Origin of the sequence: Streptomyces sp. NPDC003456, assembly GCF_042878735.1 — a bacterium.
Classification (GTDB): Bacteria; Actinomycetota; Actinomycetes; order Streptomycetales; family Streptomycetaceae; genus Streptomyces.
This window is the reverse complement of sequence record NZ_JBIAOK010000002.1, coordinates 289,216-313,512: the sequence shown is the minus strand read 5'-3', so window position 1 is coordinate 313,512 and position 24,297 is coordinate 289,216. Positions and strand designations below refer to the sequence as shown.

Genomic DNA, 24,297 nt, shown 5'->3' with positions numbered 1-24,297 from the left:
CCGCGCCGCCGGCTACAGGCCGCTGACCCGGAGCGTGATGTTGAGCCGCCCGGTCAGGCCGAGTCCGGGCGGTGCCGTGCCGGGGTGGATGCGGGGCACCCCGTGGTATGCGAGCCGGGCGGGGCCGCCGAAGACGAACAGGTCGCCGCTGCGCAGCTCGACGTCGGTCCAGGGCCGGTTGCGGGACGCGGTGTTGCCGAAGCGGAAGACGCAGCTGTCGCCGAGACTCAGCGACACCACGGGCGCGTCCGACCTCTCGTCGCTGTCGCGGTGCATGCCCATGCGGGCGTCGGCGTCGTAGAAGTTGATCAGTGCGATGTCGTAGGCGGGTTCCGGTCCGCCGAGGGTGTCGCGGACCGCGCGGCGGCCGAGGTCGCCCAGCAGGCCGGGGAAGGGTTTGACCGGGGCGCCGTCCCCGTCGACGACGGTGCGGGCGTAGCGGTAGGGGTACCAGTGCCAGCCCAGGCACACCTGCCGGGCGCTCATGGTGCCGCCGCCGGGGGTGCGGACCGTGCGCAGTCCGGCGGGCGGGCGGGCCCAGAGGCGGCAGGCCTCCAGCAGCTCGCGCTGGTGCCGCGCGTCCAGCCACCCGGGCACGTGCACCGCTCCCGGGGCGATCTGCGCGCGCTCGCGGGGGAACAGCTCGGCGTCCATGCCCTCCATGGTGCCCGACCGGGGCTGAGCTGCGGCTCGGCTAGCCTGGTCGCACGATGAACGACCGTATGACGACCCCGTGGGGCGAGCTGGCGCTGACCCGTTTCCCCGAGGACCCGCGTGACCGGCTGCGCGCCTGGGACGCCTCCGACGCGTATCTGCTGAGGCACCTGGCCGGGGAGCGGGTGCCGCTGTCGGGGACGGTCGTGGTGCTCGGGGACCGCTGGGGCGCGCTGGTCACGGCGCTCGCGGCGCACCGCCCGGTCCAGATCACCGACTCGTACCTGACGCAGGAGGCGACGCGGGCGAACCTCGCCCGGGCCGGTGCCGAGCCCGGTGCGGTACGGCTGCTGACCACGCGGGACGCGCCGCCGGAGCGGGTCGACGTGCTGCTGGTGCGGGTACCGAAGAGCCTGGCGCTGCTGGAGGACCAACTGCTGCGGCTGGCGCCCGCCGTGCACGCGGGGACCGTCGTGGTCGGCACCGGGATGGTCAAGGAGATCCACACCTCCACGCTCCGGTTGTTCGAGCGGATCCTCGGACCGACGCGCACGTCCCTGGCCGAGCAGAAGGCGCGCCTGATCTTCTGCACCCCGGACCCGAAGCCGGAGCGGCCCGCGGGCCCGTGGCCGCTGACGTACACGCTGCCGGAGGACGCCGGGCCGGTGGCGGGGCGGACGGTGGTCAACCACGCCGGGGTGTTCTGCGCCGACCGGCTGGACATCGGCACCCGGTTCTTCCTGCGCCACCTGCCGCCCGGCCGGGGCGGGCGGGTGGTGGACCTGGGGTGCGGCAACGGGGTCGTGGGGACGGCGGTGGCGCTCGCCGACCCGGGCGCCGAGGTGCTGTTCGTGGACGAGTCGTTCCAGGCCGTCGCCTCGGCGGAGGCGACGTACCGGGCCAACGGCGTGCCGGGGCACGCCGAGTTCCGGGTCGGCGACGGGCTGGCCGGGGTGCCGTCCGGCAGTGTCGACCTGGTGCTCAACAACCCGCCGTTCCACTCCCACCAGGCGACGACCGACGCCACCGCCCGGCGGATGTTCACCGGGGCGAAGCGCGCGCTGCGGCCGGGCGGTGAGCTGTGGGTGGTCGGCAATCGCCACCTGGGCTACCACGTCACGCTGCGCAGGCTGTTCGGCAACAGCGCGCTGGTGGCGAGCGACCCGAAGTTCGTGGTGCTGAAGGCCGTCAAGCGGTAGCGGCGCCGAGGGTCCGCAGGGCCCTCGCCACCGTCCCGGTCATCGCCTCGCGGGCCGCGCTCAGGCAGCCGCGCGGGTCGACGGCCTCGGGGTGGGCGGCCAGGAAGGCGCGGACCGCCCCGGTCAGCGCGATGTTCAGGGCCGTGCCGATGTTGACCTTGGCGATGCCGCCGGCGATCGCGGCCGTGAGTTCCCCGTCCGGGACGCCGGAGGAGCCGTGCAGGACCAGGGGTACGTCCAGGGCGGCGGACAGGCGTTTGAGCAGGGCGTGGTCGAGGGCCGCGGTGCGGGTGGTCATGGCGTGGGAGCTGCCGACGGCCACGGCCAGGGCGTCCACGCCCGTGTCGGCGACGAAGACGCGGGCCTCGTCGGGGTCGGTGCGGGCGCCGGGGGCGTGGGCGTCCAGCGGGGCACCGCCGTTCTTGCCGCCGATCCGGCCGAGCTCCGCCTCGATCCACAGCCCCCGTGAGTGGGCCCAGTCGGCCGCGGCCCGGGTCGCGGCGAGGTTCTCGTCGTAGGGCAGGCGGGCCGCGTCGTACATCACGGAGCTGAAGCCGGCGTCGGCGGCCTGGTGCAGGAGGGCGTCGCTGCGGACGTGGTCCAGGTGCAACGCGACCGGTACGGCGGCCTGTTCGGCGCAGGTGGCGGCGGCGCGGGCCAGGGGGAGCAGCCGCCCGCCGTGGTACCGGACGGCGTTCTCGCTGATCTGGAGGACGACGGGGGCACCTGCCGATTCGGCGCCGGCGACGACGGCCTCGGCGTGCTCCAGCGTGATGACGTTGAACGAGGCGACGGCCGAACGGGCCGCGGCGGCGCGGGTGACGAGCTCGCCGGTGGTGGTCAGGGGCACTCTGTCTCCTGGGTGGGGAGGCGGGACGTCCGGCGGTCAGGGAGTGAGGATCACCGAGCGGGTGAGGTGCCGCGGGCGGTCCGGGTCGAGGCCCCGGGCGGCGGCGACGGCGACCGCGAGGCGCTGGGCGCGGACGAGTTCGGCGAGCGGGTCCAGTCCCCCGGCGATCCACGCCGCGCCGGTGGCGCGCACCTGGGGGGCCAGTCCGTGCGGCGCGTCCCCCAGCATCCAGGTCGCCGTGCCCGAGGTGCTGACGCTGATCGGGCCGTGCCGGTACTCCATGGCCGGGTAGGCCTCCGCCCAGGCCAGTGCGGCCTCCCGCATCTTCAGAGCCGCCTCGGCGGCCAGGCCGACGGTCCAGCCGCGCCCCAGGAAGGTGAACTGGCCGCAGTCGGCGAGCCCTTCGGGCAGCGGTTCGGCCAGTGCCGTGCGGGCGTCGGCCACCGCCCGGTCGGGGTGGAGGCCGACGTGGGCGCGCAGCAGGGTGAGGGCGGTGGTGGCGAACCTCGTCTGCACCACGGAGCGTTCGTCCGCGAAGTCGAGGACGGCCAGGTCGTCGGCGGCGCCGGCGACGGGCGTGGCGGGGTCGGCGGTGATCGCGGTGGTGCGGGTGCGGCCCGCCAGGCGGCCGAGCAGGCCGAGGACTTCGGTGGTGGTGCCGGAGCGGGTCAGGGCGACGACCCGGTCGTAGGCGCGGCCGTGCGGGAACTCCGAGGCGGCGAAGGCGTCCGTCTCGCCATGGCCCGCGCCCTCGCGCAGGGCGGCGGCCGCCTGCGCCATGAAGTACGAGGTGCCGCAGCCGACGATCGCGACCCGCTCCCCCGGCGCCGGCAGCACCCCCGCGTGGTCCGGCGCCTGCGACGCGGCGCGGGCCCAGCACTCCGGCTGGCTGGTCAGCTCGTCCTCGACATGCGACATACGGCACCCTCCGGTCTGCTTGTTCCTGCAAGATAGCGCCTGGTTTCGAGCATCATCAAGCATCGGGTGCGGACCGGTGCGCTAAGGTCGCCCGGAGATCGAGAGTGTGCCGCGGACCGGGAGTGGAGGTGCCGATGTCGCGCGACGCCCGTTGGAAGGCGCTGCTGGAACTGCTCGTGGAGCGCGGCCGGCTGGACGTCGAGGACGCGGCCGGCGAGCTGGGGGTGTCGGCGGCGACGATCCGCCGTGACTTCGACCGGCTGGCGGAGCAGCAGATGCTGGTGCGCACCCGGGGTGGGGCGGTGGTGCACGGGGTGTCGTACGAGCTGCCGCTGCGCTACAAGACGGCCCGTCGCGCCTCGGAGAAGCAGCGCATCGCCAAGGCCGTGGCGGAGCTGGTGGCGCCGGGCGAGGCGGTCGGCCTGACCGGCGGGACGACGACCACCGAGGTGGCCCGGGCCCTGGCCGTGCGCGGGGACCTGGCGTCCGGCACCCCGGCGCTGACCGTCGTGACGAACGCGCTGAACATCGCGAGCGAGCTGGCCGTGCGGCCCCAGTTCAAGATCGTGCTGACCGGCGGGGTGGCGCGGGCCCAGTCCTACGAGCTGGTGGGGCCGCTCGCCGACGGGGTGCTGGGGCAGATCACCGTCGACGTGGCGGTGCTCGGCGTGGTCGCCTTCGACGTCCGGCACGGGGCCGCGGCGCACGACGAGGCGGAGGCCGCGGTCAACCGGCTGCTGTGCGAACGGGCGGAACGGGTGGTGGTGGCGGCCGACTCCAGCAAGCTGGGGCAGCGGGCCTTCGCCCGGATCTGCGGGGCCGAGGCGGTGGGCACCCTGGTCACCGACGCGGCCGCCGAGCCGGGCACGGTGCGCGCCTTCGAGGAGGCGGGGCTGCGCGTCCTGACCGTCTGAGGGCGGCTTTCCGCCCGGGGCCCTAGGCTGGTGCCCAGACGCCTGTCGGGCCAGGGAGGCTGTCATGGGCGTGACGACGGGAGCAAGCGGCACCGCGGACGGACGGCGGTACGTGCCGATCGCCGAGCACGGGCTGATCGGTGATCTGCGCAGCGTGGCCCTGGTCGGGACCGACGGCACGATCGACTGGTACTGCTGCCCGGCCTTCGACGCGCCGAGCGTGTTCGCCTCGATCCTCGACACCGAGCGCGGCGGCTGCTTCGAGCTGGCGGCGGCCGTCCCGGCCCGGACCAAGCAGTTCTACTTCCCCGACACCAACGTGCTGATCACACGTTTCTACACCGAGGACGGTCTCGGCGAGGTGCAGGACTTCATGCCTGTCGACGGCGAGTCGTCGGAACCGGAGCGGCACCGGCTGATCCGCCGGGTGGTGTGCGTGCGCGGCTCCGTGCCGTTCCGCACCCGGGTGGCTCCCCGGTTCGACTACGGCACCCGGCCGCACACCGTGCGGATGAGCGGCGAGGTGGCCCTGTTCGAGTCCCGGGACGTCTCCCTCGCCCTGACCGCGACCGTGCCGCTGGAGGCCGACGGCCCCGACGTGTGCGGGGACTTCAAGCTCGGCGAGGGAGAGACGGCCGTGTTCGCCCTGGACAAGGTGGGCGGCGCGGTGACGCCCCGCCGCTGCGCCCACATCGAGGCCGAGGAGCAGTTCTCGGCGACGGTGGCGTACTGGCGGCGCTGGCTGGCGCAGTCCCGGTACAAGGGCCGCTGGCGGGAGATGGTCCACCGCTCGGCCCTGACGCTGAAGCTGCTCACCTACGCGCCGACCGGGGCGATCGTGGCCGCGCCGACCACGAGCCTGCCCGAGGACCTCGGCGGCGAGCGCAACTGGGACTACCGCTACGTGTGGGTGCGGGACGCGGCCTTCTGCGTCTACGCCCTGCTGCGGCTGGGCTTCTCCGGCGAGGCCGAGGCGTTCATGAGGTTCGTCAGCCGGCACATCAGCCCCGGCGACGGCAAGCAGTCCGGCCCGCTGCAGATCATGTACGGCATCGACGGCCGCACCGACCTGGCGGAGCGGGAGCTGGACCATCTGGAGGGCCATCTCGGCTCGGCGCCCGTGCGGGTCGGCAACGCGGCGGCCGACCAGCTCCAGCTCGACATCTACGGGGCCCTCATCGACTCCATCTACCTGTACGACAAGTGGGCCCAGCCGATCTCCAGCGATCAGTGGGACGACGTGTGCGCGCTGGTCGACTGGGTGTGCGCGCACTGGGACCAGCCCGACGAGGGCATCTGGGAGACCCGGGGCGGACGCAAGAACTTCCTGTACTCGCGGCTGATGTGCTGGGTGGCCATCGAGCGGGCCGTCCGGATGGCCAACCGGCGCGGGCTGCCCGCCGACCTGCCCCGCTGGCGGGAGTGCCGCGACACCATCTACCGGCGGATCATGAGCAGGGGGTGGTCCGAGGAGCGCCGGGCGTTCGTCCAGTACGAGGGCGCCGACGTGCTGGACGCGTCCGTGCTGATGATGCCACTCGCGAAGTTCATCGCCCCGCGCGATCCCAAGTGGCTGTCGACGCTGGACGCGCTGACCGGGGACCTGGTGTCCGACTCGCTGGTCTACCGCTACGACCCGCGCGCCAGCCCGGACGGGCTGCGCGGTGACGAGGGCACGTTCTCGATCTGCTCGTTCTGGTACGTCGAGGCCATGGTGCACGCGGGACGCATCGACGAGGCCCGCCTCGCCTACGAGAAGATGCTGACGTACGCCAACCACCTCGGCCTGTACGCCGAGGAGATCAGCCACACCGGGCAGCAGCAGGGCAACTTCCCGCAGGCGTTCACCCATCTCGCGCTGATCAGTGCGGCGTTCAGCCTGGACCGGGCCCTCGGCTGACGGTCAGTGCCCGTGCCCGCCGTCCCCGTGCCCCTGGGGGGTACCGGTCGAGGGTGCCGCCGCCCCGGCCCGGACGGTGAAGGCCGCCGTGCGGACCTTTCCGTCGTGCTTGAAGTCGAGGAACAGGCGGTAGGAGCCGGCGCTCGGGGCGGTGGCGGTGAACGAGATGTCCGGCCCGGGCCTGGTCGAGCCGTCACCGGGCTCGCCGTTCGGGTGGACGTGGAGGTAGGCGAGGTCGCCGGAGCGCAGGGCGACCAGATGGCCGTAGGCGCCGAGGTAGGGCTGGAGGTCGGTGACGGGCCTGCCGCCGCGGGACACCTTCAGCTCCAGCTCGCCCGCCCGGCCGGGGTTCAGCGCGCCGGCCAGTTCCACCTCGTAGCCGTCGACGGTGGTCCGGGCGCTCGGTGCGGGGAGTTCCTGCGGCCGGTACGGGCCGGAGGCCGCGAGGTCGGCGCCCAGGGTGAGGTTCGCCGCGCCCTTCTTCGCCGGGGTGAAGTCGGCGAAGACGCGGTAGCCGCCGGCACGGGGCAGGTCGACGGGGACGCTCCAGGTGCCGTCCGCGGCCCGGGTGGGGTGCAGGTGGCGGTAGGTGACCAGATCGCGTGAGGCGACGATGAGGTGGAGTTCCTTGTCGTGCTCGCGCTGGTAGGCGGTGAGCGCGCGTCCGGCCGCGTCCCGGACGGTGAAGCGCAGGTCGGAGGGCCGGCCCGCGGTGACCCGCGGGGTCTTCAGGTCGAGCGTGTAGCCGCCTTCGGCGACCTGCAGTCCGCCGGCCGGGGGCGTGCCGTGCCCGCCGTGGCCCCCGCCCGGCTCCGCCGGCTGCGGCGAGGGGCCGGGGTGTTCGTCCTCGTGCCGGGGCGGGCTGTCCGCGACGACGGGGCCGATCCCCTGCCCGACGCCGTAGGCCGTGCCGAACGTCGCGGCCAGCGCGACGGCGAACGTGGTGATCTTCAGTCCGGTGTTCATGGCCCTCGGCTCCTTCGGGTACCGGTTCACTCCCGCTCCTGCGGGGTTTTCCACGCAGCTCACCATACCCCTGGGGGGTATCAAGTCAAGCTGTTCCCGTGCTTGCATCGTATACCCCATGGGGGTATACAGGGAGCCGGGACGGGATACCCCTGGCCCGTATGTGCGCATCTGTCGAAGAGGAGGCACCCGATGCCCGCCACCACCTATGCCGTCTCCGGAATGACCTGCGGCCACTGCAGGACCGCCGTGACCGAGGCCGTCGGCGAGCTGGACGGTGTCAGCGGCGTGGAGGTCGACCTCGACGCCGGGCACGTCACCGTCACCGGCCCCGGCGAGCCGGACGACGCCGCCGTCGCGCGGGCCGTCGACGAAGCCGGTTACGAGCTGACCGGGCGGGCCTGACCATGACCACCGCCACGACGGGCGCCGGGGCCGAGGTCGAGCTCGCCATCGGCGGCATGACCTGCGCCTCCTGCGCGGCACGTGTCGAGAAGAAGCTCAACCGCATGGACGGGGTCACCGCCACCGTCAACTACGCCACGGAGAAGGCGAAGGTCAGCTACACCGGCGACGTCTCCGTGCACGACCTGATCGCCACCGTCGAGGCCACCGGCTACACCGCCCGGGTGCCCGACCCGCCCGCCGCGGCCGGTGAGCCCGACCCCGGCCCGGACGAACTGCGGCCGCTGCGCGAGCGGTTGACCACCGCCGTCGTGCTCGCGGTGCCCGTCGTCGCCCTGGCGATGATCCCGGCGCTGCAGTTCGCGTACTGGCAGTGGCTGTCGCTCACGCTCGCCGCGCCCGTCGTGACCTACGCGGCGTGGCCCTTCCACAAGGCGGCGTTCACCAACGCCCGGCACGGCGCGGCCACCATGGACACGCTGATCTCGGTGGGGGTCTCGGCCGCATTCCTGTGGTCGCTGTGGGCCCTGTTCTTCGGCACCGCGGGCACGCCGGGCATGACCCACCCCTTCGAGCTGACCGTCGAGCGCACGGACGGGGCCGGGAACATCTACCTGGAGGCCGCCGCGGGCGTCACGGCCTTCATCCTGGCCGGCCGGTACTTCGAGGCGCGCGCCAAGCGCAGGGCGGGCGCGGCGCTGCGGGCCCTGCTCGAACTGGGCGCCAAGGATGTCACCGTGCTCGGCGAGGACGGACGCGAACGGCGCGTCCCCGTGGCCGAGTTGAGGGTCGGGGACCGGTTCGCGGTCCGGCCCGGGGAGAAGATCGCCACCGACGGGACGGTCGTGGAGGGCTCCTCCGCCGTGGACGCGTCGATGCTCACCGGGGAGTCCGTCCCCGTGGAGGTGCAGGCGGGCGACGCGGTCACCGGCGCCACGGTCAACGCCGGCGGACGGCTCGTCGTGCGTGCCGCGCGCATCGGCGCCGACACCCAGCTGGCGCGCATGGCACGGCTGGTGGAGGACGCGCAGAACGGCAAGGCCGCCGCTCAGCGGCTCGCCGACAAGATCTCGGCGGTGTTCGTGCCGGTCGTGATCGCCCTGGCGCTCGGCACCCTGGGCTTCTGGCTCGGCAACGGCGCCGGGCTGACGGCCGCCTTCACCGCCGCGGTCGCGGTCCTCGTCATCGCCTGCCCCTGCGCCCTGGGCCTGGCCACCCCGACCGCGCTGATGGTCGGCACCGGCCGCGGCGCCCAGCTCGGCATCCTGCTCAAGGGTCCCGAGGTGCTGGAGTCCACCCGCCGGATCGACACGGTCGTCCTGGACAAGACCGGCACGGTCACCACCGGCCGCATGACCCTGCTGGCGGTGCACACCGCCGACGGCACCGGCGAGGCCGACGTGCTGCGGCTGGCGGGGGCACTGGAGCACGCCTCCGAGCACCCCGTCGCCCGGGCGGTGGCCGACGCGGCGCTGGAGAAGCTGGGCGCGCTTCCCGCGCCGGAGGACTTCGCCAACGTGCCCGGCCTGGGCGTGCAGGGCGTCGTCGACGGCCACGCCGTGCTGGTCGGCCGGGAGCGGCTGCTCACGGAGTGGGCCATGGCCCTGCCGCCGGACCTGGCCGGGGCTCGGGCCGCCGCCGAGGAGGCCGGGCGCACGGCCGTCGTGGTGGCCTGGGACGGCGAGGCACGGGCCGTGCTGGAGGTCGCCGACGCCGTGAAGGACACCAGCGCGGAGGCGGTCGCCCGGCTGCGCGCGCTGGGACTCCGGCCGATCCTGCTGACCGGTGACAACGAGGCGGTGGCCCGGTCGGTCGCCGGTGAGGTCGGCATCGACGAGGTCGTCGCCGAGGTGCTGCCGCAGGACAAGGTCGACGTCGTCAAGCGGCTGCAGGCGCAGGGCCGGTCGGTCGCGATGGTCGGTGACGGGGTCAACGACGCGGCGGCACTCGCGCAGGCCGACCTCGGGCTGGCCATGGGCACGGGCACCGACGCCGCGATCGAGGCGGGCGACCTGACCCTGGTGCGCGGCGATCTGCGCGCCGCCGCCGACGCGATCCGCCTGGCCCGCCGGACCCTCGGCACCATCCGCTCCAACCTCTTCTGGGCCTTCGCCTACAACGTGGCGGCCCTTCCCCTGGCCGTGTCCGGCCTGCTCACCCCGATGCTCGCCGGGGCGGCCATGGCCTTCTCGTCGGTCTTCGTCGTCGGCAACTCCCTGCGCCTGCGGACGTTCCGGGCGGCGGGGTGAGCCGGGTGGGGACCGACCGCCTCACCGGGGTGGCCGTCCGCCGAGCGGGCACTCGTCGGGTACCGGCCCGCGGGGGCGCCGAGCGTGCGCCCGGAGTGAGCCGGTACCTTGCTGAGGAAGGCCACTGCGGGGAGAAGCACATGACCGATCCGACGACCACAGCCGCGGACACCCCCCGTCCGCTCCCGGGGGACGGCCCGTCCCCGAGCCGGCCCCTACGGCTGGCGAAGGCCGTGCTCGGCGATCTCAGGGCCGTGGACGGCGCCCTGTACGCGGCGGTGGCCGCCACTCCGACCCCCACGCTGGACCGGACGCTGCGCCATCTGTCCCACGCGGCCGACCACTCGAAGATCTCCTTCGGGATCGCCGCCGCCCTGGCCCTGTCCGGGAAGCGGCCGCGCCGGGCCGCCCTCGCCGGCGTCGGCGCCATCGCCGTGGCGTCGGCCTCGGCCAACCTCCTCGGCAAGCGGCTGGTGCGCCGGGCCCGGCCGGACCGTGAGGCGGCCCGGGTGACGGTGGACCGGCACGTGCGGATGCCGACCTCCGCGTCGTTCCCGTCCGGACACACCGCGTCGGCGGTCGCGTTCGCCACCGCCGTGGGCGTGGTCCTGCCTCCGGCCGCGGTGCCGCTCGGCGCCCTGGCGGGTGCCGTGGGCTACTCACGCGTCCACACGGGCGTGCACTATCCGGGCGATGTGGCGGCGGGCGCGGTCCTCGGCATCGCCAGCGCGGCGGCGGCCCTGGCGGCGGCCGCGGCGACCCCGTCGACCAGGACGCAGGCGCTGCTGGCGGTGGCCCGCCGGTGGCCGCGCCTCGGTGACGGGGTCGACCGGCGCCGGTGAGCGGCGCGGCGGCCGGGCGCGTGCGCCCGGCCGCCCCCACGGGTCTTGCGACTGACGATCCGTCAGCCGAAGGCGCGCACGGCCTGGTAGTACGTCCACGCGGTGCTGTTGCAGGAGGTCTTCGTGGCACCGCCGTACGCGGCGCAGACCCGCTTGAGGTCCTCGTGGAAGGCGCTGTCCAGGCGTGACTTGTTGGCGCTGAACGTGCCGGCCGCCTTGTAGTTGCGGTAGCCGAAGTCGTGCCGGGCGCAGGACATGGAGAACGGGAAGCCGAAGGGGTTGTCCGGCGAGGAGGAGCAGAAGTCGGTCGACCAGTCGAAGCCGTACGCGGACCAGGCGCCCTGGTTCGCCCGGGCGGCGGCCCAGGTGCTGTAGCTCGACGCGCTGGTCTGCGTCCAACTCGCGAGCACCTGGGGCTTGTCGGCGGGAGCGGCGCTCGCCGTCGTGGCGGTGCCGACGACGGTGACGAGGGCCAGGGTCGAAGTGGCGAGACCGGTGGCGAGTCTTCGGTGCATCCCACACCTCCATCAGCCGCGGCCCGCCCATCGGACCGCAGGTTCATGACAAGAGGATGGCCACTTCTCCTGGGGGTTCACACCTGTCGCGCCTCAACGGCACTTGAACATCGGTCGATCTAAAGGGAACGGCTGCCGGCGGAGTCCGACGCGGCCGGCTCTCTCCCGGCCGGCCGCGGTCGGCTCCGGGAACACCGGTGCGGGGCAGGGGCGTTGGCCGGGGCGCAGACACCGGCCTCGCTCGTTCCGCGGGTGGAGGCACCGTTGCGGGCGCCCTCGACGGCGTCCGGAACGCCGGGAGCCCGGACCCGCTCACGGGTCCGGGCTCTTCGGTCGCTGCCCCTCGGGCCGGTCACCGTGACCGGCCGCGCCGGGTCAGGACTCGACGATCTTGCGCACGTTGTCCACGGAGCCGCAGCCGGCCTGCAACTGGCGCTCGCGCTCGCGCAGGAAGGCGACGCCCAGCTCCTCACGCCGCTCCATCGCCACGTTCTCCCGCGCACCGTTGAGGATGGTGCGCTCCTCCTCGTCGGCGTGGTGGGTCACGGCCTCGACCAGCTCCTCGAGCTTTTCGTCCCACTCGTCGGAGCCGACCTCGTCCACCTGGAGGAGGGCGAGGAGGGCCTCGTTCCCCTCCTCGTGCTCGTCCTCGCCGTGCTCGACTTCCTCGTCGTCGATGTTCTTGTACCGCTTCAGCGCCGGGTAGACCTCGGACTCCTCGGCGAGCGCGTGCGCGACCAGCAGGTCCGAGAATTCGCGCAGGGCACCCTCACGGTCGGCTTCGACGCTGCGCATCTGGCGGAAGAGGTCTTCCATGCGCCGATGGTCCTGGAGAATGAGCTCGACCACATCGTTCGTGTCGGCCATGAACAGGAACCCCTTTCGTACGGAGAATCAGGCCTTTCCCTTCACCCCGATTACCCCGTTCCCGGCGTTCCGTGCGCCGGGAACGGGCCGACCGGGTCTACCAGCGGTACCAGCGGCCCCTGCGGCCACCACTGTCCGCGCTGCGCATGACGAATCCGAGCAGCCAGACCACCAGGACGATCACCGCGATCCACCACAGGGCCTTCAGTGCGAATCCGGCACCGAAAAGGATCAGGGCCAGCAGCAGGACGAGAAGCAAAGGAACCATTGTTGTCCACCTCCGCAATTCCTGATGCCCGGCCTTTCGCTGAACACACGGGCGAATTGCTTTGTTTTTACAGGCGGACGAGGGGCAGACGTTCCGATTCGGCCGGCCGGGGCGCTCAGTCCCGGCCGACGACGACCACCTCGTCCCCGGGCGCCCAGCGGCGCCGCTCGGCCTTGGGCGGATTGACACGCACACCGTGGGCCGGGCCGCCCGGCACCCGGTCGCGGCTGCGGTAGCCGATGGCGCATTCACCCCGCTGCCGGGCCGCCGCCACGACGGTGGCGAAGGCCGCCTCGCGGCCGGGCAGCACGTAGTCGCCCGCGGGCCGCAGGCGGATGCCCGTGCCGTCGGCGGAGAACAACTCCTCGAAGACCGCCGCCAGATGCCGGTTCTGGGATATCTGCGCCATGAGCAGGCCGATGAGCTTGCCGCTGATGATCACATCGGCGTCCGGGCTGATGGGGGCCAGGGCCCGGTTGCGGTCGTCGACCAGCTCGGTGACGACCGGCAGCTCCCGCCCGGTGGCCTCCTCCAGCTGGCGCAGCAGCAGGAGCGTGACGAGCGTGCGGTTGTCCGGGTGGTCGGTGCTCTCGCCGGACGCGGGGTCGGGGCCCAGGACGATGACGCTGTCGTAGGAGTGCACGTCCAGGCGCCGGAGGGTCTCGGGCCGGGTGACGTCGCCGCGGTGCAGGGTCAGGGCCGGGCCGGCCCCGTGGTGCGCGCCGGACGCGTGCACCTGCCGGGCCGTCTCCTCGCCGCAGTCGGCGACCACGTCGACGGCCGACCCCGGCAGGGCGCCGCGGCGCAACTGGTCGACCATGAGCGGCGCCCTGCGGTTCCAGCCGAGCATCAGGATCCGCTCCGGCCGCGCCGGTGTCGGCGGGCCGGACGCCATCACCTCCTTGTCGACCCACGGGGCACAGTCGCCGGGCCAGGCCGTGTCGTCGTCGCGGGAGATGACGATGAGCAGGTCGTCCGCGGCGATGGTGGTCTGCGGCGGCGGGGCGAGCAGCGGGGTGTCGCCGCGCACCAGGCCCACCACGCCGGACGTCGGATACGACAGCAGCGCGTCGCCGAAGGTACGGCCGGTCAGGGACGCCTCGCCGACCAGGTAGAACTCGTCGCCCGCGAAGTCCAGCAGCTCCTGGTGGACCAGGGACAGACCGGGGCGGCGGGCGGCCTGGACGATGAGCCGGGCCGTGACCGTGTCGCTCTCCAGGACGACGCCGCCCGGTCCGGCGGCGAGGCAGGCGGCCAGCCGGTAGCGGTCGTCACGGACGGCGGCGACGACGGGCGGCCGCCTCTCCGCCCCGGCCAGGGCCGCCCGCAGCGCCAGCAGTGTCCTGACGACCTCGGCGTCGGCGTCGGGCTCGTCCCGGGGCAGCACCAGCACGACACCGGCCGTCGCGGGGCTGGTCAGGGTCAGCACGGACGGGTCGGTGGTGGGTCCGCTGCGGCAGATCAGCCGCGTACGGCCGACGGGCCCGGCCTTCGTGCCGAGGGCCTCCTCCATGGCGGTCTTGTCGCGGTCGGCCAGCACCGCCACGGCCGCGCGCCGCAGGTTGGCGTTGGCGGCGACCAGTTCGCCGACCACCGTGAACACCTGCTCCGACCACCCCAGGACCACGACGTGGCCCTCCTCCAGCACGGTCGAGCGGCCCCGGCGCAAGGCCGTGAGCCGTTCCGTGAGGGCGGTGGTGATCAGGCCGACCAGTGTCGACACGTACAGCAGCGCCACCAGGGCGAGCAGCACCGACATCGTCACGCGCAGCGGGGTGCCGGTCGCACCGCCCAGCCGGAGGGTCTCCCCCGTCAGGTGCCACACCTGGGCGAGCCGGTCCGGCAGGGACCGGGGCGCGTCCGGGTCGGTCCACACCACCACCGCGCTGGCCGGGACGACGACGGCCAGGCACAGCAGCGCCATCCAACCGACCAGGGCGGAGGCACCGCGGGCCAGCGTGCTGTCGAACCAGTAACGGGCCCGGTCGCCGAACGAAGTGCGCCGCTGCGCCACCCTTCCCCTTCCGTCGCCCCGGCCCCCTTCGTGCGCCGGCCGGCGCCACCGTGCGCGGGCGGCGCGCGGACGGACGGAGAGCGCGGGTGTGAGTACGCATGTCGCAGTCTGAGGGCATATGCCGGGCGCCGAGCACGGTTCGCGACGCATTCATTCCTTCGGGTTCACGGCGCGTGCCGAGTGCGCAACGCCTGCCGTGACGTGCCGGTTGCGTCCGGAATCTGCTCGCTCCCGGGACGCAGGGTGACGGGCCTGGTCGGCACACCCTTCTCGGTGACGGTGTACGCGGTGATCGTGCTGCTGCCGGCCTGGCCGCTGCCGAAGAGGGCGGGAGGGCGCCGGCGCACGGCGGCCTGACCCCGGAGCCCGGGTGCGGGCGCCGCAGGACGCGGCGCCCGCACCTCACAGCGGTGTCGCGGCGTGCAGGATGAGGACCATGGTGACGGCCGCGTTGGCCGACGACATCGCCGACACCGCCGTCCCGGCGGCCGCGCCCCAGGCCGCCAGGCCGACGGCCGTGCACACCGGGGGCCAGCTGCGCACGGCGGGCGCCGGGCCGAGCAGGGCCGCCACGCGGCGCGGCACCGGCCCGGGCGCGGCCAGGCCCGCGAGGGTCGGCGACGGGGTGCCCCGCGAGACGAGGGCGGCCGTGCCGATGGCCCGGGCCACCGTGCGCCGGCTGCCGACCGCCCGGGCCGCCTCCTCGTCCGCCCAGCGCTCGGCCGTACAGGCCACGGCGGTGCGCAGCGGACGCAGGAACGGGTTGGCCCGGGCGGCGAGTTGCACGGTGAGGAGGAAGCGGTCGTGGCGCGCGGCGAGATGGGCCCGCTCGTGGGCGAACAGGGCGCGGCGCTCGGCGGGCCTCAGCCGCTCCAGCAGGGCCGTCGTCACCACGACCCGGCCCCGCCCCGCCGCGCGCGGACGGCCGGACGTCCGCCGCGGCGCCCGCCCCGGGTCCGGGCGTGCGGCGTCCGGGCCCCCGACCACCGCGCCGCGCCCCGCTCTTCTGCGCCCGGTGCCCGCACCGGCCTGCCGCCCGCCGGGCGGCAGCGCGTACGCGTAGGGGACGGCGTCCGGCAGGACGGCCACCTGGGTGTCCGGCAGTCCGGCCAGCGCGCGGTGGGCCTGCCGGCGCACCCGCCCGTGCCGCCACAGGGCCCGGGCGCACGCGGCCACCACCGCGCACAGCGCCGGGATGGCGGCCTTGCCGACGACCTCGTCGAAGGGCACGGCAGCCCGCACCTCCGGATCCGACCAGCCGTCGGGCAGCGGATTGCCGGGCAGTTGGGCGGTGCCGACCACCATGACCAGGCCCAGGCACACCGTGCTGCACACTGCCAGCACCGCGGCCAGGACGGTCAGCAGCCGGGTCGCGGTGCGCGGATGCAGGTGCTGCTCGGCCAGCCGCGCGACCGGCCAGGCCGTGAGCGGCAGGACCAGCGGGAGGAAGACGAAGACCCCCATGCGGCGTCAGTCTTCCTCGCCGCCGTGTTCCTGCTCCAGCAGGTCGCGCAGCAGCCGTTCGTCGTCGGGACCGAGTCCCGTGACGAAGCTGGCGAGGACCGCCTCGCGGTCGCTCTCGGCGTCCAGCACCTTGCGCATCTTGCGCGCCGCCAGGCCCGCCTGATCGGAGGCGGGCGTCCAGGCGAAGGACCGGCCCGCCCGCTCCCGGGTGACGGCGCCCTTGCCCAGCAGCCGGGTCAGGATCGTGATCACCGTGGTGTACGCGAGGCCGCCACCGAGGCGCTCCTGCACCCAGCCGGCCGTCGCCGGCCCGTCCGCCTCCCGCAGTGCCGACAGCACCAGCGCCTCCAGCTCGCCCTGCCCCCGCCGGGGCCGCTGCCGGGGATCCGCCACCGCTCTGCCTCCTTCGCGCCGCCCTGCGTCGACCGTGCGGACATCGTATAGACCGGCGGGACCCACCCAGCCTCTTCTACAGTGCTGTAGATTCAGCCGTACCGGCACGGCACCGAGCGGAGGTTCCGTGCCGGTCGGCCCGGTTTCGCGCCCGGAGCGGCAGGCATCGCCTCCGGCTTCGGCGTCCGCGTCTGCCTCCGACCGCACCGGCGAGGCCGCCGGGCCCGCCCCGGGCGGACGAGCCCACCGCACCCGCAACCGACCGAACAGGAGAACACGTGGCCGCTGCGCCCCGCCTCGCACCCGAGGACCGCGCGGACTTCGAAGCCGTCCTGACCGAGGCCCTCCGCAGCGCCGGCCTCCGGGACGCGCTCGGCACCGACCCGGACGGCCGGGCCGAGGCCCACCTGCGCGCCGAGGCACTCGCCCACGCCGACACCATCGCGGCGGCGGCCCGAGGCCCCTACCGCGACTACCTCGCCGTGCGGCGGGCGGCCCGGCATCGGCCGCCGTTCGGCACGGGCAGCCTGCTGCCCGCCCTCGCGGTGCTCACCCCCCTGGTGTCCGCCGTGTCCGCGGCCCTCCTGCTCGCCCTCGGGGGCACGCTGCACGCCGTCGGGGCGCCCGGGCCGCTGCCGGGTTCGCTCCTCGCGAGCGGCTGGACCCTCGCGCTGGTCGCCGCGTTGACCGGCCTGGTCGCGGCGGCCGCGCTGCTGCGCACGGCGCTGGACCGCCGCGTCCCGCCCGCCGCCGACCAGGTGGAGCACGCCCGGCTGCTCTGGCGGCGGGCGCTGCTCGACCGCGGCATGCTGCCGCACCTGCGCCGGCACGCGCACCCGCACCCCGAGGCGGCGATCAGGCCGTGCTCCCCGCCCGATACGCTCGCGCCGTGCCCGGCCCGGGCGAGAAAGGACAGGACACCATGTTCGGACTGAGCGAGCTGGCGATCATTCTCATCGTCGTCATCGCCGTCATCGGGATGAAGAAGCTGCCCGAGCTGACCCGCTCGGCCGGCAAGGCGGCCCGCGTCCTCAAGGCCGAGGCCCGGGCCGCCAAGGACGAGGAGGCCGGTACGGCGCCCGCACCGCGGGTGGTCCGGGGCGAGGTCGTCCCGCCGGGCACCGGCCCGACCCCGCCCGGCTCACGCCCGGCAGGCGCCCCGGACCACCCCTGATCCGTCCTGCTCCGTTCCCGGCCCGGTCCCGGCCCGTCCGTGACTACAGCGTGCGCTCCAGGCGCTCCGACACGGCCCGGACGAACTTCGCCGGGTCCTTGGGCTGTCCGCCCTCGGCGAGCACCGCGAGGGCGTGCAGCAGCTCCGCCGACTCGACGAGCCCGCCGCGGTCCTCACGGTCGCGGTAGGCCTGGTTGAGGCCCTGCACCAGCGGGTGCGAGGGGTTGAGCTCCAGGATCCGCTTGGTGCGCGGCACTTCCTGGCCCATCGCCCGGTACATGTTCTCCAGCGCCGGGGTCAGGTCGTGCGCGTCGGAGACCACGCAGGCCGGGGAGACGGTCAGCCGTGCGGACAGGCGCACCTCCTTGATGTCCTCGTCCAGCTGCTCGCGCATCCAGCCGAGCAGCCCCGCGTACTCCTCGGCCTGCTTCTCCCGCTCCTCGCCGGCCTTCGCCTCGCCCTCGCCGTCCAGGTCGATCTCGCCCTTGGTGACCGAGCGCAGCTTCTTGCCCTCGTACTCGCCGACCGCGTCGGCCCACACCTCGTCGACCGGGTCGGTGAGCAGCAGCACCTCGATGCCCTTGGCCCGGAAAGCTTCCAGGTGCGGGGAGTTCTCGATGCTCTGCCGGGACTCGCCGGTGATGTAGTAGACGGCGTCCTGGCCGTCCTTCATCCGCTCCACGTACCCGGCGAGCGTGGTCGGCTCGTCGTCGGAGTGCGTGGTCGCGAAGGAGGCGACGGCCAGCAGCGCGTCCCTGTTGTCGGGGTCGGTGACCAGGCCCTCCTTCAGGACGGTCCCGAACTCCCGCCAGAACGTGGCGTAGCGCTCGGCGTCCTTGGCCATGAGGTCCTTGACCGTCGACAGGACCTTCTTGGTGAGCCGGCGCTGCATCATCCGGATGTGCCGGTCCTGCTGGAGGATCTCGCGGGAGACGTTCAGCGAGAGGTCCTGCGCGTCGACGACGCCCTTGACGAACCGCAGGTAGGGCGGCAGCAGCGCCTCGCAGTCGTCCATGATGAAGACGCGCTTCACGTAGAGCTGGACGCCGCGCTTGTAGTCCCGCGTGAACAGGTCGTGCGGGGCGTGCGCGGGGATGAAGAGCAGCGACTGGTACTCGAAGGTGCCCTCCGCCTGGAGCCGGATCGTCTCCAGCGGCTCGCGCCAGTCGTGGCTGATGTGCTTGTACAGCTCGTGGTACTCGTCGTCGGACACCTCGTCGCGCGAGCGCGCCCACAGCGCCTTCATCGAGTTCAGCGTCTCGGGCTCGGGCGTGCCGTCCCCGCCGTCCTTGTCCGGGACCATCCGGATCGGCCAGGTGATGAAGTCCGAGTAGCGCTTGACGATCTCCCGGATCATCCACTCGGACGTGTAGTCGTGCAGCTGGTTCTCGGGGTCGGCCGGCTTGAGGTGCAGCGTGACGGAGGTGCCCTGAGGGGCGTCGTCGACCTTCTCCAGCGTGTAGGTGGCCTCGCCGCGGGAGGACCAGCGGGTGCCCTGGGCCTCCCCGGCGCGCCGGGTGATCAGCGTGACCTCGTCGGCCACCATGAACCCGGAGTAGAAGCCGACGCCGAACTGGCCGATGAGCCCCTCGGCGCCGCCCCCGTCCTGTGCCTCCCGCAGCTCCTTCAGGAAGGCCGCCGTGCCGGAGTTGGCGATGGTGCCGATGAGGCGGCCGACCTCGTCGTACGACATGCCGATGCCGTTGTCCCGCACGGTCAGGGTGCGGGCCTCCTTGTCGACGTCGATCTCGACGTGCAGATCGGTCACGTCGGCGTCGAGCGCGTCGTCCCGCAACTTCTCCAGACGCAGCTTGTCGAGCGCGTCGGAGGCGTTGGAGACGAGCTCGCGCAGGAAGACATCCTTGTTCGAGTAGACCGAGTGGATCATCAGCTGGAGCAGCTGACGTGCCTCTACCTGGAACTCAAACGTTTCGGTCGTCATGGTTCGCGAATACCTCACAGGTCCCACAGTCGCCTGAACTGGTGGGTGTCACTGTAAAACACCAAGTCAGGCCGGGGACCCGGAAGTCAGACGAGATGGGCGAAGACGACCAGGTTCTCGGTGTAGTCCCGGGCCTTGCGGTCGTAGGCGCCGGCGCAGGTGATGAGCCGGACCTGGGCCTGGGGGGTGTCCCCGTAGACCCGGTCGCTGGGGAAGTCGTCCTTGCGGAAGGACTCCGCGTCGTCGACGACGAAGTCCGCCCTGCTGCCGTCGGCCCGGGTCACGTGGAACTTGTCGCCCTTCTCCAGCTCGCCCAGGCCGGCGAAGACGGCCGGTGAGGTCTTGGTGTCCACGTGCCCGGCGATGATCGCGGTCCCGGGCTCGCCGGGCGCATGGCCCCGGGCGTACCAGCCGACGAGGTTGGTGTCGTCGGCCGGCGGGGGGTCGAGCATGCCCGAGGCACCGATGGCGAGGTCGGTGAAGGGCGCGTTGACGCCGATCTTCGGGATGACCAGGCGGACCGGCCGGGACCGGGACATCCGCGGGCCCTCGGCGGACGGCGAGGCCGACGCCCCGGGCGGCGTGTAGGGAGCGGCCGAGACGGCGGGAAGGGCGGGCGGGGCGTGCGGCGGGCCGCCGGCGTCGAAGGAACCGCCCCGGCCGCCCGTCAGGTTCAGGATCAGGGCGAGCGCGGCCGCCGTCCACAGCACCGCCACTACGGTGCGCAGCCGCCGCCGCGACGGTGCGGGCTCCGGGTCGGGAAGGGCAGGGGGGCTGACTGCCATCGATAACCACCTAGTTCAGGGCACAGCAGGGGGCACGGCCCGCGCCGGGACGAGCCGGGCCGCCGCGACGCGCGGGGCGCGTGCGGCGGCCGGTATGAGGTCAGGCATCGGTCACGCCGCGCCCTGGGCGGCCTTCCGGCGGCGCAGCGCGTACACGCCGGTACCGGCGACCGCCAGCACCGCGAGCCCGCCGGCGGTCACACCCGAGGTGTTGGCCAGCGCGCCGCCACCGGTGTGCATGCCACCGCGGGGCTTGTCGTGCTTGCCCTCCCAGGAGCCCTTGTCGTGCTTGCCGCTGTACCCCTCGTCGCCCTTGTCGCCGTAGGAGTCGTCCTCGTGCTTGCCGGACCAGCCGCCCTCGCTGTCCTCCTTGTAGCCACCGCCGTCCTGCTTGTCCCAGTCGTCCGAGTTGACGACGGCCAGGGCGCCGCCGCCGGTGTGCATGCCGCCGCGCGGCTTCTCGTGCTTGCCGCCCCAGGAGTCCTTCTCGTGGGTGCCGTGCTCCTCGTCCTTGCCGTGCTCGTCCTTGCCGTGGTCCTCGTCCTTGCCGTGGTCCTCGTCCTTGCCGTGCTCCTCGTCCTTGCCCTGCTCGTCGTGGCCGGCCTCGTCCTCGGGCTTGCCCTGCTCCTCGCCGGCCTCGTCCTCGGGCTTGCCCTCGTCGTCGCCGGAGTCCCAGTCGCCGTCCGCGGTCACGGCGGTCAGCGCTCCGCCGCCCGTGTGCATGCCGCCGTGCGGCTTGTCGTGCTTGCCGTGCTCGTCGTGCTTGCCGTTCTCGTCGTGCTTGTCGTGCTCCTTGCTGTAGGAAGCGGAGTCGTCGTCCCAGTCGCCCATCACCTGGGCGTAGGCGCCGGGGGCGGCGATCGCGAGGGCCGCCGTGGCCGTGGCCGTGGCGAGCAGCATGCGGGCAGAGCGCATCGGTGAGTCCTTCCGTCGCGAACCGGGCAGCCGGCGCCTCGCCGACTCACGAGACCCGGTCTCGACGTGAACCACCGTCAGTCACGCCGGGCGCTCCCACCATCCGGGACGTTCACACGGGTTACGGCCGCACTCTGTCGGAGCAACCGGGCCCCGGAACGGGGCACCCGCCCGAGGCAACCCCGCCCCCGCCGATCCCTGTCTCCACCTGCGGTACAGGGGGCGGGAACGGCTCTCCCCCGGCCCGTCAGGGGAGGCGCACATGGCCATGGTCGGCCTGTTCTGGATCGGCGAGGACTCGGTGTACGTGGGGGCCGAGCCCATGGGCGCGGCCGCGGGGCTGCGGCTGACCGGGGACGGGGTCGAGGCGCTGGGGTCCGGCCAGGGCGGATCCTGGGCGTGGGAGGAGGTGCGGCGGCTGGAGCCCCGGGCCGTGGCCGTGCGCTCGGGCGTGCGGCGGATGGCGTCCATGGCCTTCGACGCGGTGCTCACCGCCCTCACGGGCGAGGGTCAACTGCCGCCCGCCTTCGCGGTGGAGGTCACCACGGCCCGGGGGGCGGTGGAGGTCAGTGTGCACACGGCCGCCGCCGGGGGGATGCCGCTCCCCTGCGAGTACGAGCTGTCCGTCGTGCTGCTGGAGCGGCTCGCGAACGGGGGCGCCGACATCGCGGACCTCCTCGCCTGGGGCCGTGACCACGCGGGCGCCGGGACGCCGCCGCGTGAGGAGCGCGAGGCGCTGCTGCGGAAGTGGGCGGGCGTGTGACGACGTCGGCGGGCCGGCAGGTCGGCGGGCCGACAGCGGACCGGTGCCTGAGCGGCTGGGCGGCGGACCCGCGGGGGACGGGGAGGGTGGCGGACTTGCACGTGAGGGGGTGGGCGGTGGGACGTAGGTGAGGAGGCGCGCGGCGGTCCGCACGTGAGGGGACGTGTGGCGGTCCGTACGGGACGGGGCGGGCGGCGGGGCCGGAGGTGTCAGTGGCGGCCGGGGCTGGGGGGCGTCGTGTCTGCGGCGTCCGGGTCGATCAGCTGGGCGGCCATGCCGAGGACGACCAGCCCCGCCGCGATGAGCAGCCCCTGGGGCAGGACGATCCCCACGCCCAGGAGGACCGCGCCGACCGCCAGCCCCCAGCGGGGCCCGGTGCGCCGGGTCCGGCGGGGCGGGGCCGACCGACCGGATCTCATGCCGCGGGGGAACCCGGGGTCCTCCCGCTCCAGGCGTGTCTGCAGGTCCACGAGGCGCGCGTCGTCGGACGGGGGCACGGTTTCTCCTCTCCGGAGCCGGCGGCGCCGCGAGCAGGGCAGACCGGGGCCGGGGCTCGTCGCGGAGGTGCGGTTCGGGGCGGGGTGCGCGGGGAAGCGGCGCACCGGTGTCCGGCCGGCCGGTCGCACCGGGGTTCAGGCTTCTCCCCCCTTCGGCGGCGCGCACCATCGGGCCCGACCTCATTCTTCCCGGTGGCCGCCCCTCGCGAACGCCCGCCGCTTTGGGCGCAGTTCGGGCCGTAGACGAGTGCAGCCACGGACGGCGGGAAGCCGAATGGCCGGCCGGAACCGACCCGCTACGCCATGCCCTGCCGTCGCGGGACTCCTCGGGTCTGAGTGGCCCGATGCCCCGAACCGCGGGCCCCCGCAGTCGCCTTCAGCGCTCGGCGGGCCGCGGCGCGCTGTCCGCGGTGACGGGAACTCCGGTGCCGTCGGCCCCGTTCTGCGGCTCGCCCTCCTCCGCAGCCGTCCGCTCCGCCGGGCCGAGGGTGCGGGCCGTGCCGCCGGACAGGAGGCGGCGGCCGGACCGGAGGGCACGGGCGAGCAGGTGGGCGCGTCCGGCGGCGATGGGGCCGAGGATCGCGAGGACGAGGACGTAGCCGGCGATGAACGGGGCGAGGCGGGCGTCGAGACCGGCGCCGGCGGCCATCGCGGCCAGGATCAGCGCGAACTCCCCGCGGGCCACCAGGGTGGTGGCGATGTCGGCCGCGATGCCGGTGCCGTAGCGGTACAGGCGGGCGACGAGGAGTCCCGCGGCGATGTTCATGACGAGGGTCAGGGCGGCCGCCGCGGCGACGGGGCCGGCGACGGAGACGATGTCGCCGGGATCGATGGACAGCCCGAAGGCGAAGAAGAAGAGGGCTGCGAAGGCGTCGCGCAGGGGATGCACCAGGTCCCGTATGCGGGGGCCGGACGGCGTGCCGGCCAGGATGAGGCCGACCATGAACGCGCCGATGGCGTCGGCCACTCCGAGGACTTCGGAGATTCCCGCCACCAGCACGGCCGCGCCGAGGAAGCTGATGACGAGCAGTTCGTTGTCGCGGGTCCGGATCAGACGCCCGACCGGACGGGTGCCGTAGCGGGCCGCCGCGGCCAGCAGCAACAGGAAGCCGAAGGCCTTGGCGGCCTGCAGGACCGTGTCGCCCACACCCTCGGCGCCGCTGATGACGGGCTGGAGCGCGGCCAGGTACAGCGCGAGGAAGATGTCCTCGACGACGATGACGCCGAGGATGAGACGCGTCTCGGGGCGGCCGATGCGGCCGAGGTCGATGAGGATCTTGGTGACGATGGCGGACGAGGAGATGCCGAGGACACCGGCGAGCACCAGTGCCTCCCGCACGCCCCACCCGAGGGCGAAGCCGAAGCCGAGTCCGGCGCCGACGTTGAGCAGCAGATAGATCCCGCCCGCGCTCAGCAGGCGCCGGCCGCCGCTCTCGAGGTCGTCCAGGTGGAACTCCAGGCCCAGGTAGAACAGCAGCAGGACCAGTCCGAGCGCGGAGAGCATCTCGAAGTCGTGGGCGTCCTCGACGATGACCAGGCCCGGGGTGTGGGGGCCGAGCAGGATGCCCGCGAGCATGAACAGCGGGATCGTGGGGAGTCCGATCCGGCCGCCGAGGCGGGCGAGGAAGGCGGCGGCGAGGAAGGCGCCGCCCATGGCGAGCAGGCTGTCAGCGTGTCCCACGGGTCACCGCCTTCCCGGGGGCGGAGAGGGTGGATCGTTTCTGCGCACGAGGATGGATGGGCTTCTCCTTGGGGGGATGTGCCGGATGTCGTGTGGGGTCGGCCCTCGGCGCGCGCTCCTGT

The 24,297-nt window shown here is 73.9% G+C and carries 24 protein-coding genes; 9 read left to right on the top strand and 15 right to left on the bottom strand.

Annotated features, from left to right (window positions below):
- Positions 1 to 12: 12 nt before the first annotated feature.
- The gene (locus ACFYWG_RS07015; protein WP_385414572.1) at positions 13 to 654 is read right to left on the bottom strand and encodes an alpha-ketoglutarate-dependent dioxygenase AlkB family protein; all 642 of its coding nucleotides are present in this window, start codon (positions 652 to 654) and stop codon (positions 13 to 15) included.
- A gap of 68 nt (positions 655 to 722) precedes the next feature.
- Between ACFYWG_RS07015 and ACFYWG_RS07010 the strand changes: the two genes are divergently transcribed.
- Positions 723 to 1,853: a methyltransferase gene (locus ACFYWG_RS07010; RefSeq protein ID WP_389199794.1), complete on the top strand. Its 1,131-nt coding sequence runs from the start codon at positions 723 to 725 to the stop codon at positions 1,851 to 1,853.
- Here ACFYWG_RS07010 and ACFYWG_RS07005 read toward each other — a convergent pair.
- Positions 1,843 to 2,703, bottom strand: coding sequence for a ketose-bisphosphate aldolase (locus ACFYWG_RS07005; protein ID WP_383510799.1), 861 nt, complete (start codon positions 2,701 to 2,703; stop codon positions 1,843 to 1,845). The genes ACFYWG_RS07010 and ACFYWG_RS07005 overlap by 11 nt on opposite strands.
- 36 nt (positions 2,704 to 2,739) lie before the next feature.
- Positions 2,740 to 3,621, bottom strand: a complete 882-nt coding sequence (locus ACFYWG_RS07000; protein ID WP_389199792.1) for an SIS domain-containing protein — start codon at positions 3,619 to 3,621, stop codon at positions 2,740 to 2,742.
- A gap of 134 nt (positions 3,622 to 3,755) precedes the next feature.
- On the opposite strand from ACFYWG_RS07000, the gene ACFYWG_RS06995 reads away from it, so the two are divergent.
- Positions 3,756 to 4,535: a DeoR/GlpR family DNA-binding transcription regulator gene (locus tag ACFYWG_RS06995; protein ID WP_389199790.1), complete on the top strand. Its 780-nt coding sequence runs from the start codon at positions 3,756 to 3,758 to the stop codon at positions 4,533 to 4,535.
- Positions 4,536 to 4,599: 64 nt separating this feature from the next.
- Entirely contained in the window at positions 4,600 to 6,435 is a 1,836-nt protein-coding gene (locus ACFYWG_RS06990) for a glycoside hydrolase family 15 protein (RefSeq protein ID WP_376331032.1), read from the top strand.
- A gap of 3 nt (positions 6,436 to 6,438) precedes the next feature.
- On the opposite strand, the gene ACFYWG_RS06985 is transcribed toward ACFYWG_RS06990, so the two are convergent.
- Complete coding sequence (locus ACFYWG_RS06985) at positions 6,439 to 7,401, bottom strand: hypothetical protein (protein WP_389199788.1); 963 nt, start codon at positions 7,399 to 7,401, stop codon at positions 6,439 to 6,441.
- Positions 7,402 to 7,593: 192 nt separating this feature from the next.
- Between ACFYWG_RS06985 and ACFYWG_RS06980 the strand changes: the two genes are divergently transcribed.
- From ACFYWG_RS06980 to ACFYWG_RS06970, 3 genes are all read left to right on the top strand, one after another.
- Positions 7,594 to 7,806 (top strand): heavy-metal-associated domain-containing protein, encoded by a 213-nt coding sequence (locus ACFYWG_RS06980; protein ID WP_383510807.1) that lies wholly within the window; start codon positions 7,594 to 7,596, stop codon positions 7,804 to 7,806.
- Positions 7,807 to 7,808: 2 nt separating this feature from the next.
- Positions 7,809 to 10,055, top strand: a complete 2,247-nt coding sequence (locus ACFYWG_RS06975; protein ID WP_389199785.1) for a heavy metal translocating P-type ATPase — start codon at positions 7,809 to 7,811, stop codon at positions 10,053 to 10,055.
- A gap of 140 nt (positions 10,056 to 10,195) precedes the next feature.
- Positions 10,196 to 10,897 (top strand): phosphatase PAP2 family protein, encoded by a 702-nt coding sequence (locus tag ACFYWG_RS06970; RefSeq protein WP_389199783.1) that lies wholly within the window; start codon positions 10,196 to 10,198, stop codon positions 10,895 to 10,897.
- Positions 10,898 to 10,959: 62 nt separating this feature from the next.
- On the opposite strand, the gene ACFYWG_RS06965 is transcribed toward ACFYWG_RS06970, so the two are convergent.
- The 6 genes from ACFYWG_RS06965 to ACFYWG_RS06940 all read right to left on the bottom strand — a co-directional run bounded on the left by ACFYWG_RS06965 (position 10,960) and on the right by ACFYWG_RS06940 (position 16,418).
- Complete coding sequence (locus tag ACFYWG_RS06965) at positions 10,960 to 11,412, bottom strand: phospholipase (RefSeq protein ID WP_383509459.1); 453 nt, start codon at positions 11,410 to 11,412, stop codon at positions 10,960 to 10,962.
- Between the two features lie 375 nt (positions 11,413 to 11,787).
- On the bottom strand, positions 11,788 to 12,279 hold the full coding sequence (locus ACFYWG_RS06960; protein WP_383509456.1) for a hemerythrin domain-containing protein: 492 nt from the start codon (positions 12,277 to 12,279) through the stop codon (positions 11,788 to 11,790).
- Positions 12,280 to 12,376: 97 nt separating this feature from the next.
- Complete coding sequence (locus tag ACFYWG_RS06955; protein WP_383509453.1) at positions 12,377 to 12,547, bottom strand: DUF5670 family protein; 171 nt, start codon at positions 12,545 to 12,547, stop codon at positions 12,377 to 12,379.
- 115 nt (positions 12,548 to 12,662) lie between these two features.
- Positions 12,663 to 14,561, bottom strand: coding sequence for an NAD-binding lipoprotein (locus ACFYWG_RS06950; RefSeq protein ID WP_389199780.1), 1,899 nt, complete (start codon positions 14,559 to 14,561; stop codon positions 12,663 to 12,665).
- Positions 14,562 to 14,963: 402 nt separating this feature from the next.
- Complete coding sequence (locus ACFYWG_RS06945; RefSeq protein ID WP_389199778.1) at positions 14,964 to 16,025, bottom strand: M56 family metallopeptidase; 1,062 nt, start codon at positions 16,023 to 16,025, stop codon at positions 14,964 to 14,966.
- A 6-nt stretch (positions 16,026 to 16,031) separates the two neighbouring features.
- Positions 16,032 to 16,418 (bottom strand): BlaI/MecI/CopY family transcriptional regulator, encoded by a 387-nt coding sequence (locus ACFYWG_RS06940; protein WP_385414607.1) that lies wholly within the window; start codon positions 16,416 to 16,418, stop codon positions 16,032 to 16,034.
- Between the two features lie 278 nt (positions 16,419 to 16,696).
- Here ACFYWG_RS06940 and ACFYWG_RS06935 point away from each other — a divergent pair, with 278 nt between their 5' ends.
- Both ACFYWG_RS06935 and ACFYWG_RS06930 read left to right on the top strand, forming a co-directional pair.
- Positions 16,697 to 17,353, top strand: coding sequence for a hypothetical protein (locus tag ACFYWG_RS06935; protein ID WP_389199777.1), 657 nt, complete (start codon positions 16,697 to 16,699; stop codon positions 17,351 to 17,353).
- The gene (locus ACFYWG_RS06930) at positions 17,341 to 17,592 is read left to right on the top strand and encodes a twin-arginine translocase TatA/TatE family subunit (protein ID WP_383509439.1); all 252 of its coding nucleotides are present in this window, start codon (positions 17,341 to 17,343) and stop codon (positions 17,590 to 17,592) included. Before ACFYWG_RS06935 ends, ACFYWG_RS06930 begins: the two co-directional genes overlap by 13 nt.
- A 43-nt stretch (positions 17,593 to 17,635) precedes the next feature.
- Here ACFYWG_RS06930 and htpG read toward each other — a convergent pair whose 3' ends face one another.
- The 3 genes from htpG to ACFYWG_RS06915 all read right to left on the bottom strand — a co-directional run bounded on the left by htpG (position 17,636) and on the right by ACFYWG_RS06915 (position 21,234).
- Positions 17,636 to 19,534: a molecular chaperone HtpG gene (gene htpG / locus ACFYWG_RS06925; RefSeq protein ID WP_389199776.1), complete on the bottom strand. Its 1,899-nt coding sequence runs from the start codon at positions 19,532 to 19,534 to the stop codon at positions 17,636 to 17,638.
- A gap of 86 nt (positions 19,535 to 19,620) precedes the next feature.
- Complete coding sequence (locus ACFYWG_RS06920) at positions 19,621 to 20,319, bottom strand: class F sortase (RefSeq protein WP_383509433.1); 699 nt, start codon at positions 20,317 to 20,319, stop codon at positions 19,621 to 19,623.
- A 111-nt stretch (positions 20,320 to 20,430) separates the two neighbouring features.
- Positions 20,431 to 21,234, bottom strand: a complete 804-nt coding sequence (locus ACFYWG_RS06915) for a hypothetical protein (RefSeq protein ID WP_385414615.1) — start codon at positions 21,232 to 21,234, stop codon at positions 20,431 to 20,433.
- A gap of 262 nt (positions 21,235 to 21,496) precedes the next feature.
- Here ACFYWG_RS06915 and ACFYWG_RS06910 point away from each other — a divergent pair, with 262 nt between their 5' ends.
- Positions 21,497 to 21,997: a hypothetical protein gene (locus tag ACFYWG_RS06910; protein ID WP_389199773.1), complete on the top strand. Its 501-nt coding sequence runs from the start codon at positions 21,497 to 21,499 to the stop codon at positions 21,995 to 21,997.
- Between the two features lie 209 nt (positions 21,998 to 22,206).
- Here ACFYWG_RS06910 and ACFYWG_RS06905 read toward each other — a convergent pair whose 3' ends face one another.
- Together ACFYWG_RS06905 and ACFYWG_RS06900 are read right to left on the bottom strand one after the other, a co-directional pair.
- On the bottom strand, positions 22,207 to 22,494 hold the full coding sequence (locus tag ACFYWG_RS06905; protein WP_389199771.1) for a DUF3040 domain-containing protein: 288 nt from the start codon (positions 22,492 to 22,494) through the stop codon (positions 22,207 to 22,209).
- Between the two features lie 376 nt (positions 22,495 to 22,870).
- Entirely contained in the window at positions 22,871 to 24,175 is a 1,305-nt protein-coding gene (locus ACFYWG_RS06900; protein WP_389199769.1) for a cation:proton antiporter, read from the bottom strand.
- Positions 24,176 to 24,297: the final 122 nt, after the last annotated feature.

Excerpts from the sequence above, each read along its gene's own strand:
- ACFYWG_RS07015 (WP_385414572.1), bottom strand. The coding sequence starts at position 654 with ATGGACGCCGAGCTGTTCCCCCGCGAGCGCGCGCAGATCGCCCCGGGA.
- ACFYWG_RS07010 (WP_389199794.1), top strand. The coding sequence starts at position 723 with ATGACGACCCCGTGGGGCGAGCTGGCGCTGACCCGTTTCCCCGAGGAC.
- ACFYWG_RS07000 (WP_389199792.1), bottom strand. The coding sequence starts at position 3,621 with ATGTCGCATGTCGAGGACGAGCTGACCAGCCAGCCGGAGTGCTGGGCC.
- ACFYWG_RS06995 (WP_389199790.1), top strand. The coding sequence starts at position 3,756 with ATGTCGCGCGACGCCCGTTGGAAGGCGCTGCTGGAACTGCTCGTGGAG.
- ACFYWG_RS06990 (WP_376331032.1), top strand. The coding sequence starts at position 4,600 with ATGGGCGTGACGACGGGAGCAAGCGGCACCGCGGACGGACGGCGGTAC.
- ACFYWG_RS06985 (WP_389199788.1), bottom strand. The coding sequence starts at position 7,401 with ATGAACACCGGACTGAAGATCACCACGTTCGCCGTCGCGCTGGCCGCG.
- ACFYWG_RS06980 (WP_383510807.1), top strand. The coding sequence starts at position 7,594 with ATGCCCGCCACCACCTATGCCGTCTCCGGAATGACCTGCGGCCACTGC.
- ACFYWG_RS06975 (WP_389199785.1), top strand. The coding sequence starts at position 7,809 with ATGACCACCGCCACGACGGGCGCCGGGGCCGAGGTCGAGCTCGCCATC.
- ACFYWG_RS06970 (WP_389199783.1), top strand. The coding sequence starts at position 10,196 with ATGACCGATCCGACGACCACAGCCGCGGACACCCCCCGTCCGCTCCCG.
- ACFYWG_RS06965 (WP_383509459.1), bottom strand. The coding sequence starts at position 11,412 with ATGCACCGAAGACTCGCCACCGGTCTCGCCACTTCGACCCTGGCCCTC.
- ACFYWG_RS06960 (WP_383509456.1), bottom strand. The coding sequence starts at position 12,279 with ATGGCCGACACGAACGATGTGGTCGAGCTCATTCTCCAGGACCATCGG.
- ACFYWG_RS06955 (WP_383509453.1), bottom strand. The coding sequence starts at position 12,547 with ATGGTTCCTTTGCTTCTCGTCCTGCTGCTGGCCCTGATCCTTTTCGGT.
- ACFYWG_RS06945 (WP_389199778.1), bottom strand. The coding sequence starts at position 16,025 with ATGGGGGTCTTCGTCTTCCTCCCGCTGGTCCTGCCGCTCACGGCCTGG.
- ACFYWG_RS06930 (WP_383509439.1), top strand. The coding sequence starts at position 17,341 with ATGTTCGGACTGAGCGAGCTGGCGATCATTCTCATCGTCGTCATCGCC.
- htpG (WP_389199776.1), bottom strand. The coding sequence starts at position 19,534 with ATGACGACCGAAACGTTTGAGTTCCAGGTAGAGGCACGTCAGCTGCTC.
- ACFYWG_RS06920 (WP_383509433.1), bottom strand. The coding sequence starts at position 20,319 with ATGGCAGTCAGCCCCCCTGCCCTTCCCGACCCGGAGCCCGCACCGTCG.
- ACFYWG_RS06915 (WP_385414615.1), bottom strand. The coding sequence starts at position 21,234 with ATGCGCTCTGCCCGCATGCTGCTCGCCACGGCCACGGCCACGGCGGCC.
- ACFYWG_RS06910 (WP_389199773.1), top strand. The coding sequence starts at position 21,497 with ATGGCCATGGTCGGCCTGTTCTGGATCGGCGAGGACTCGGTGTACGTG.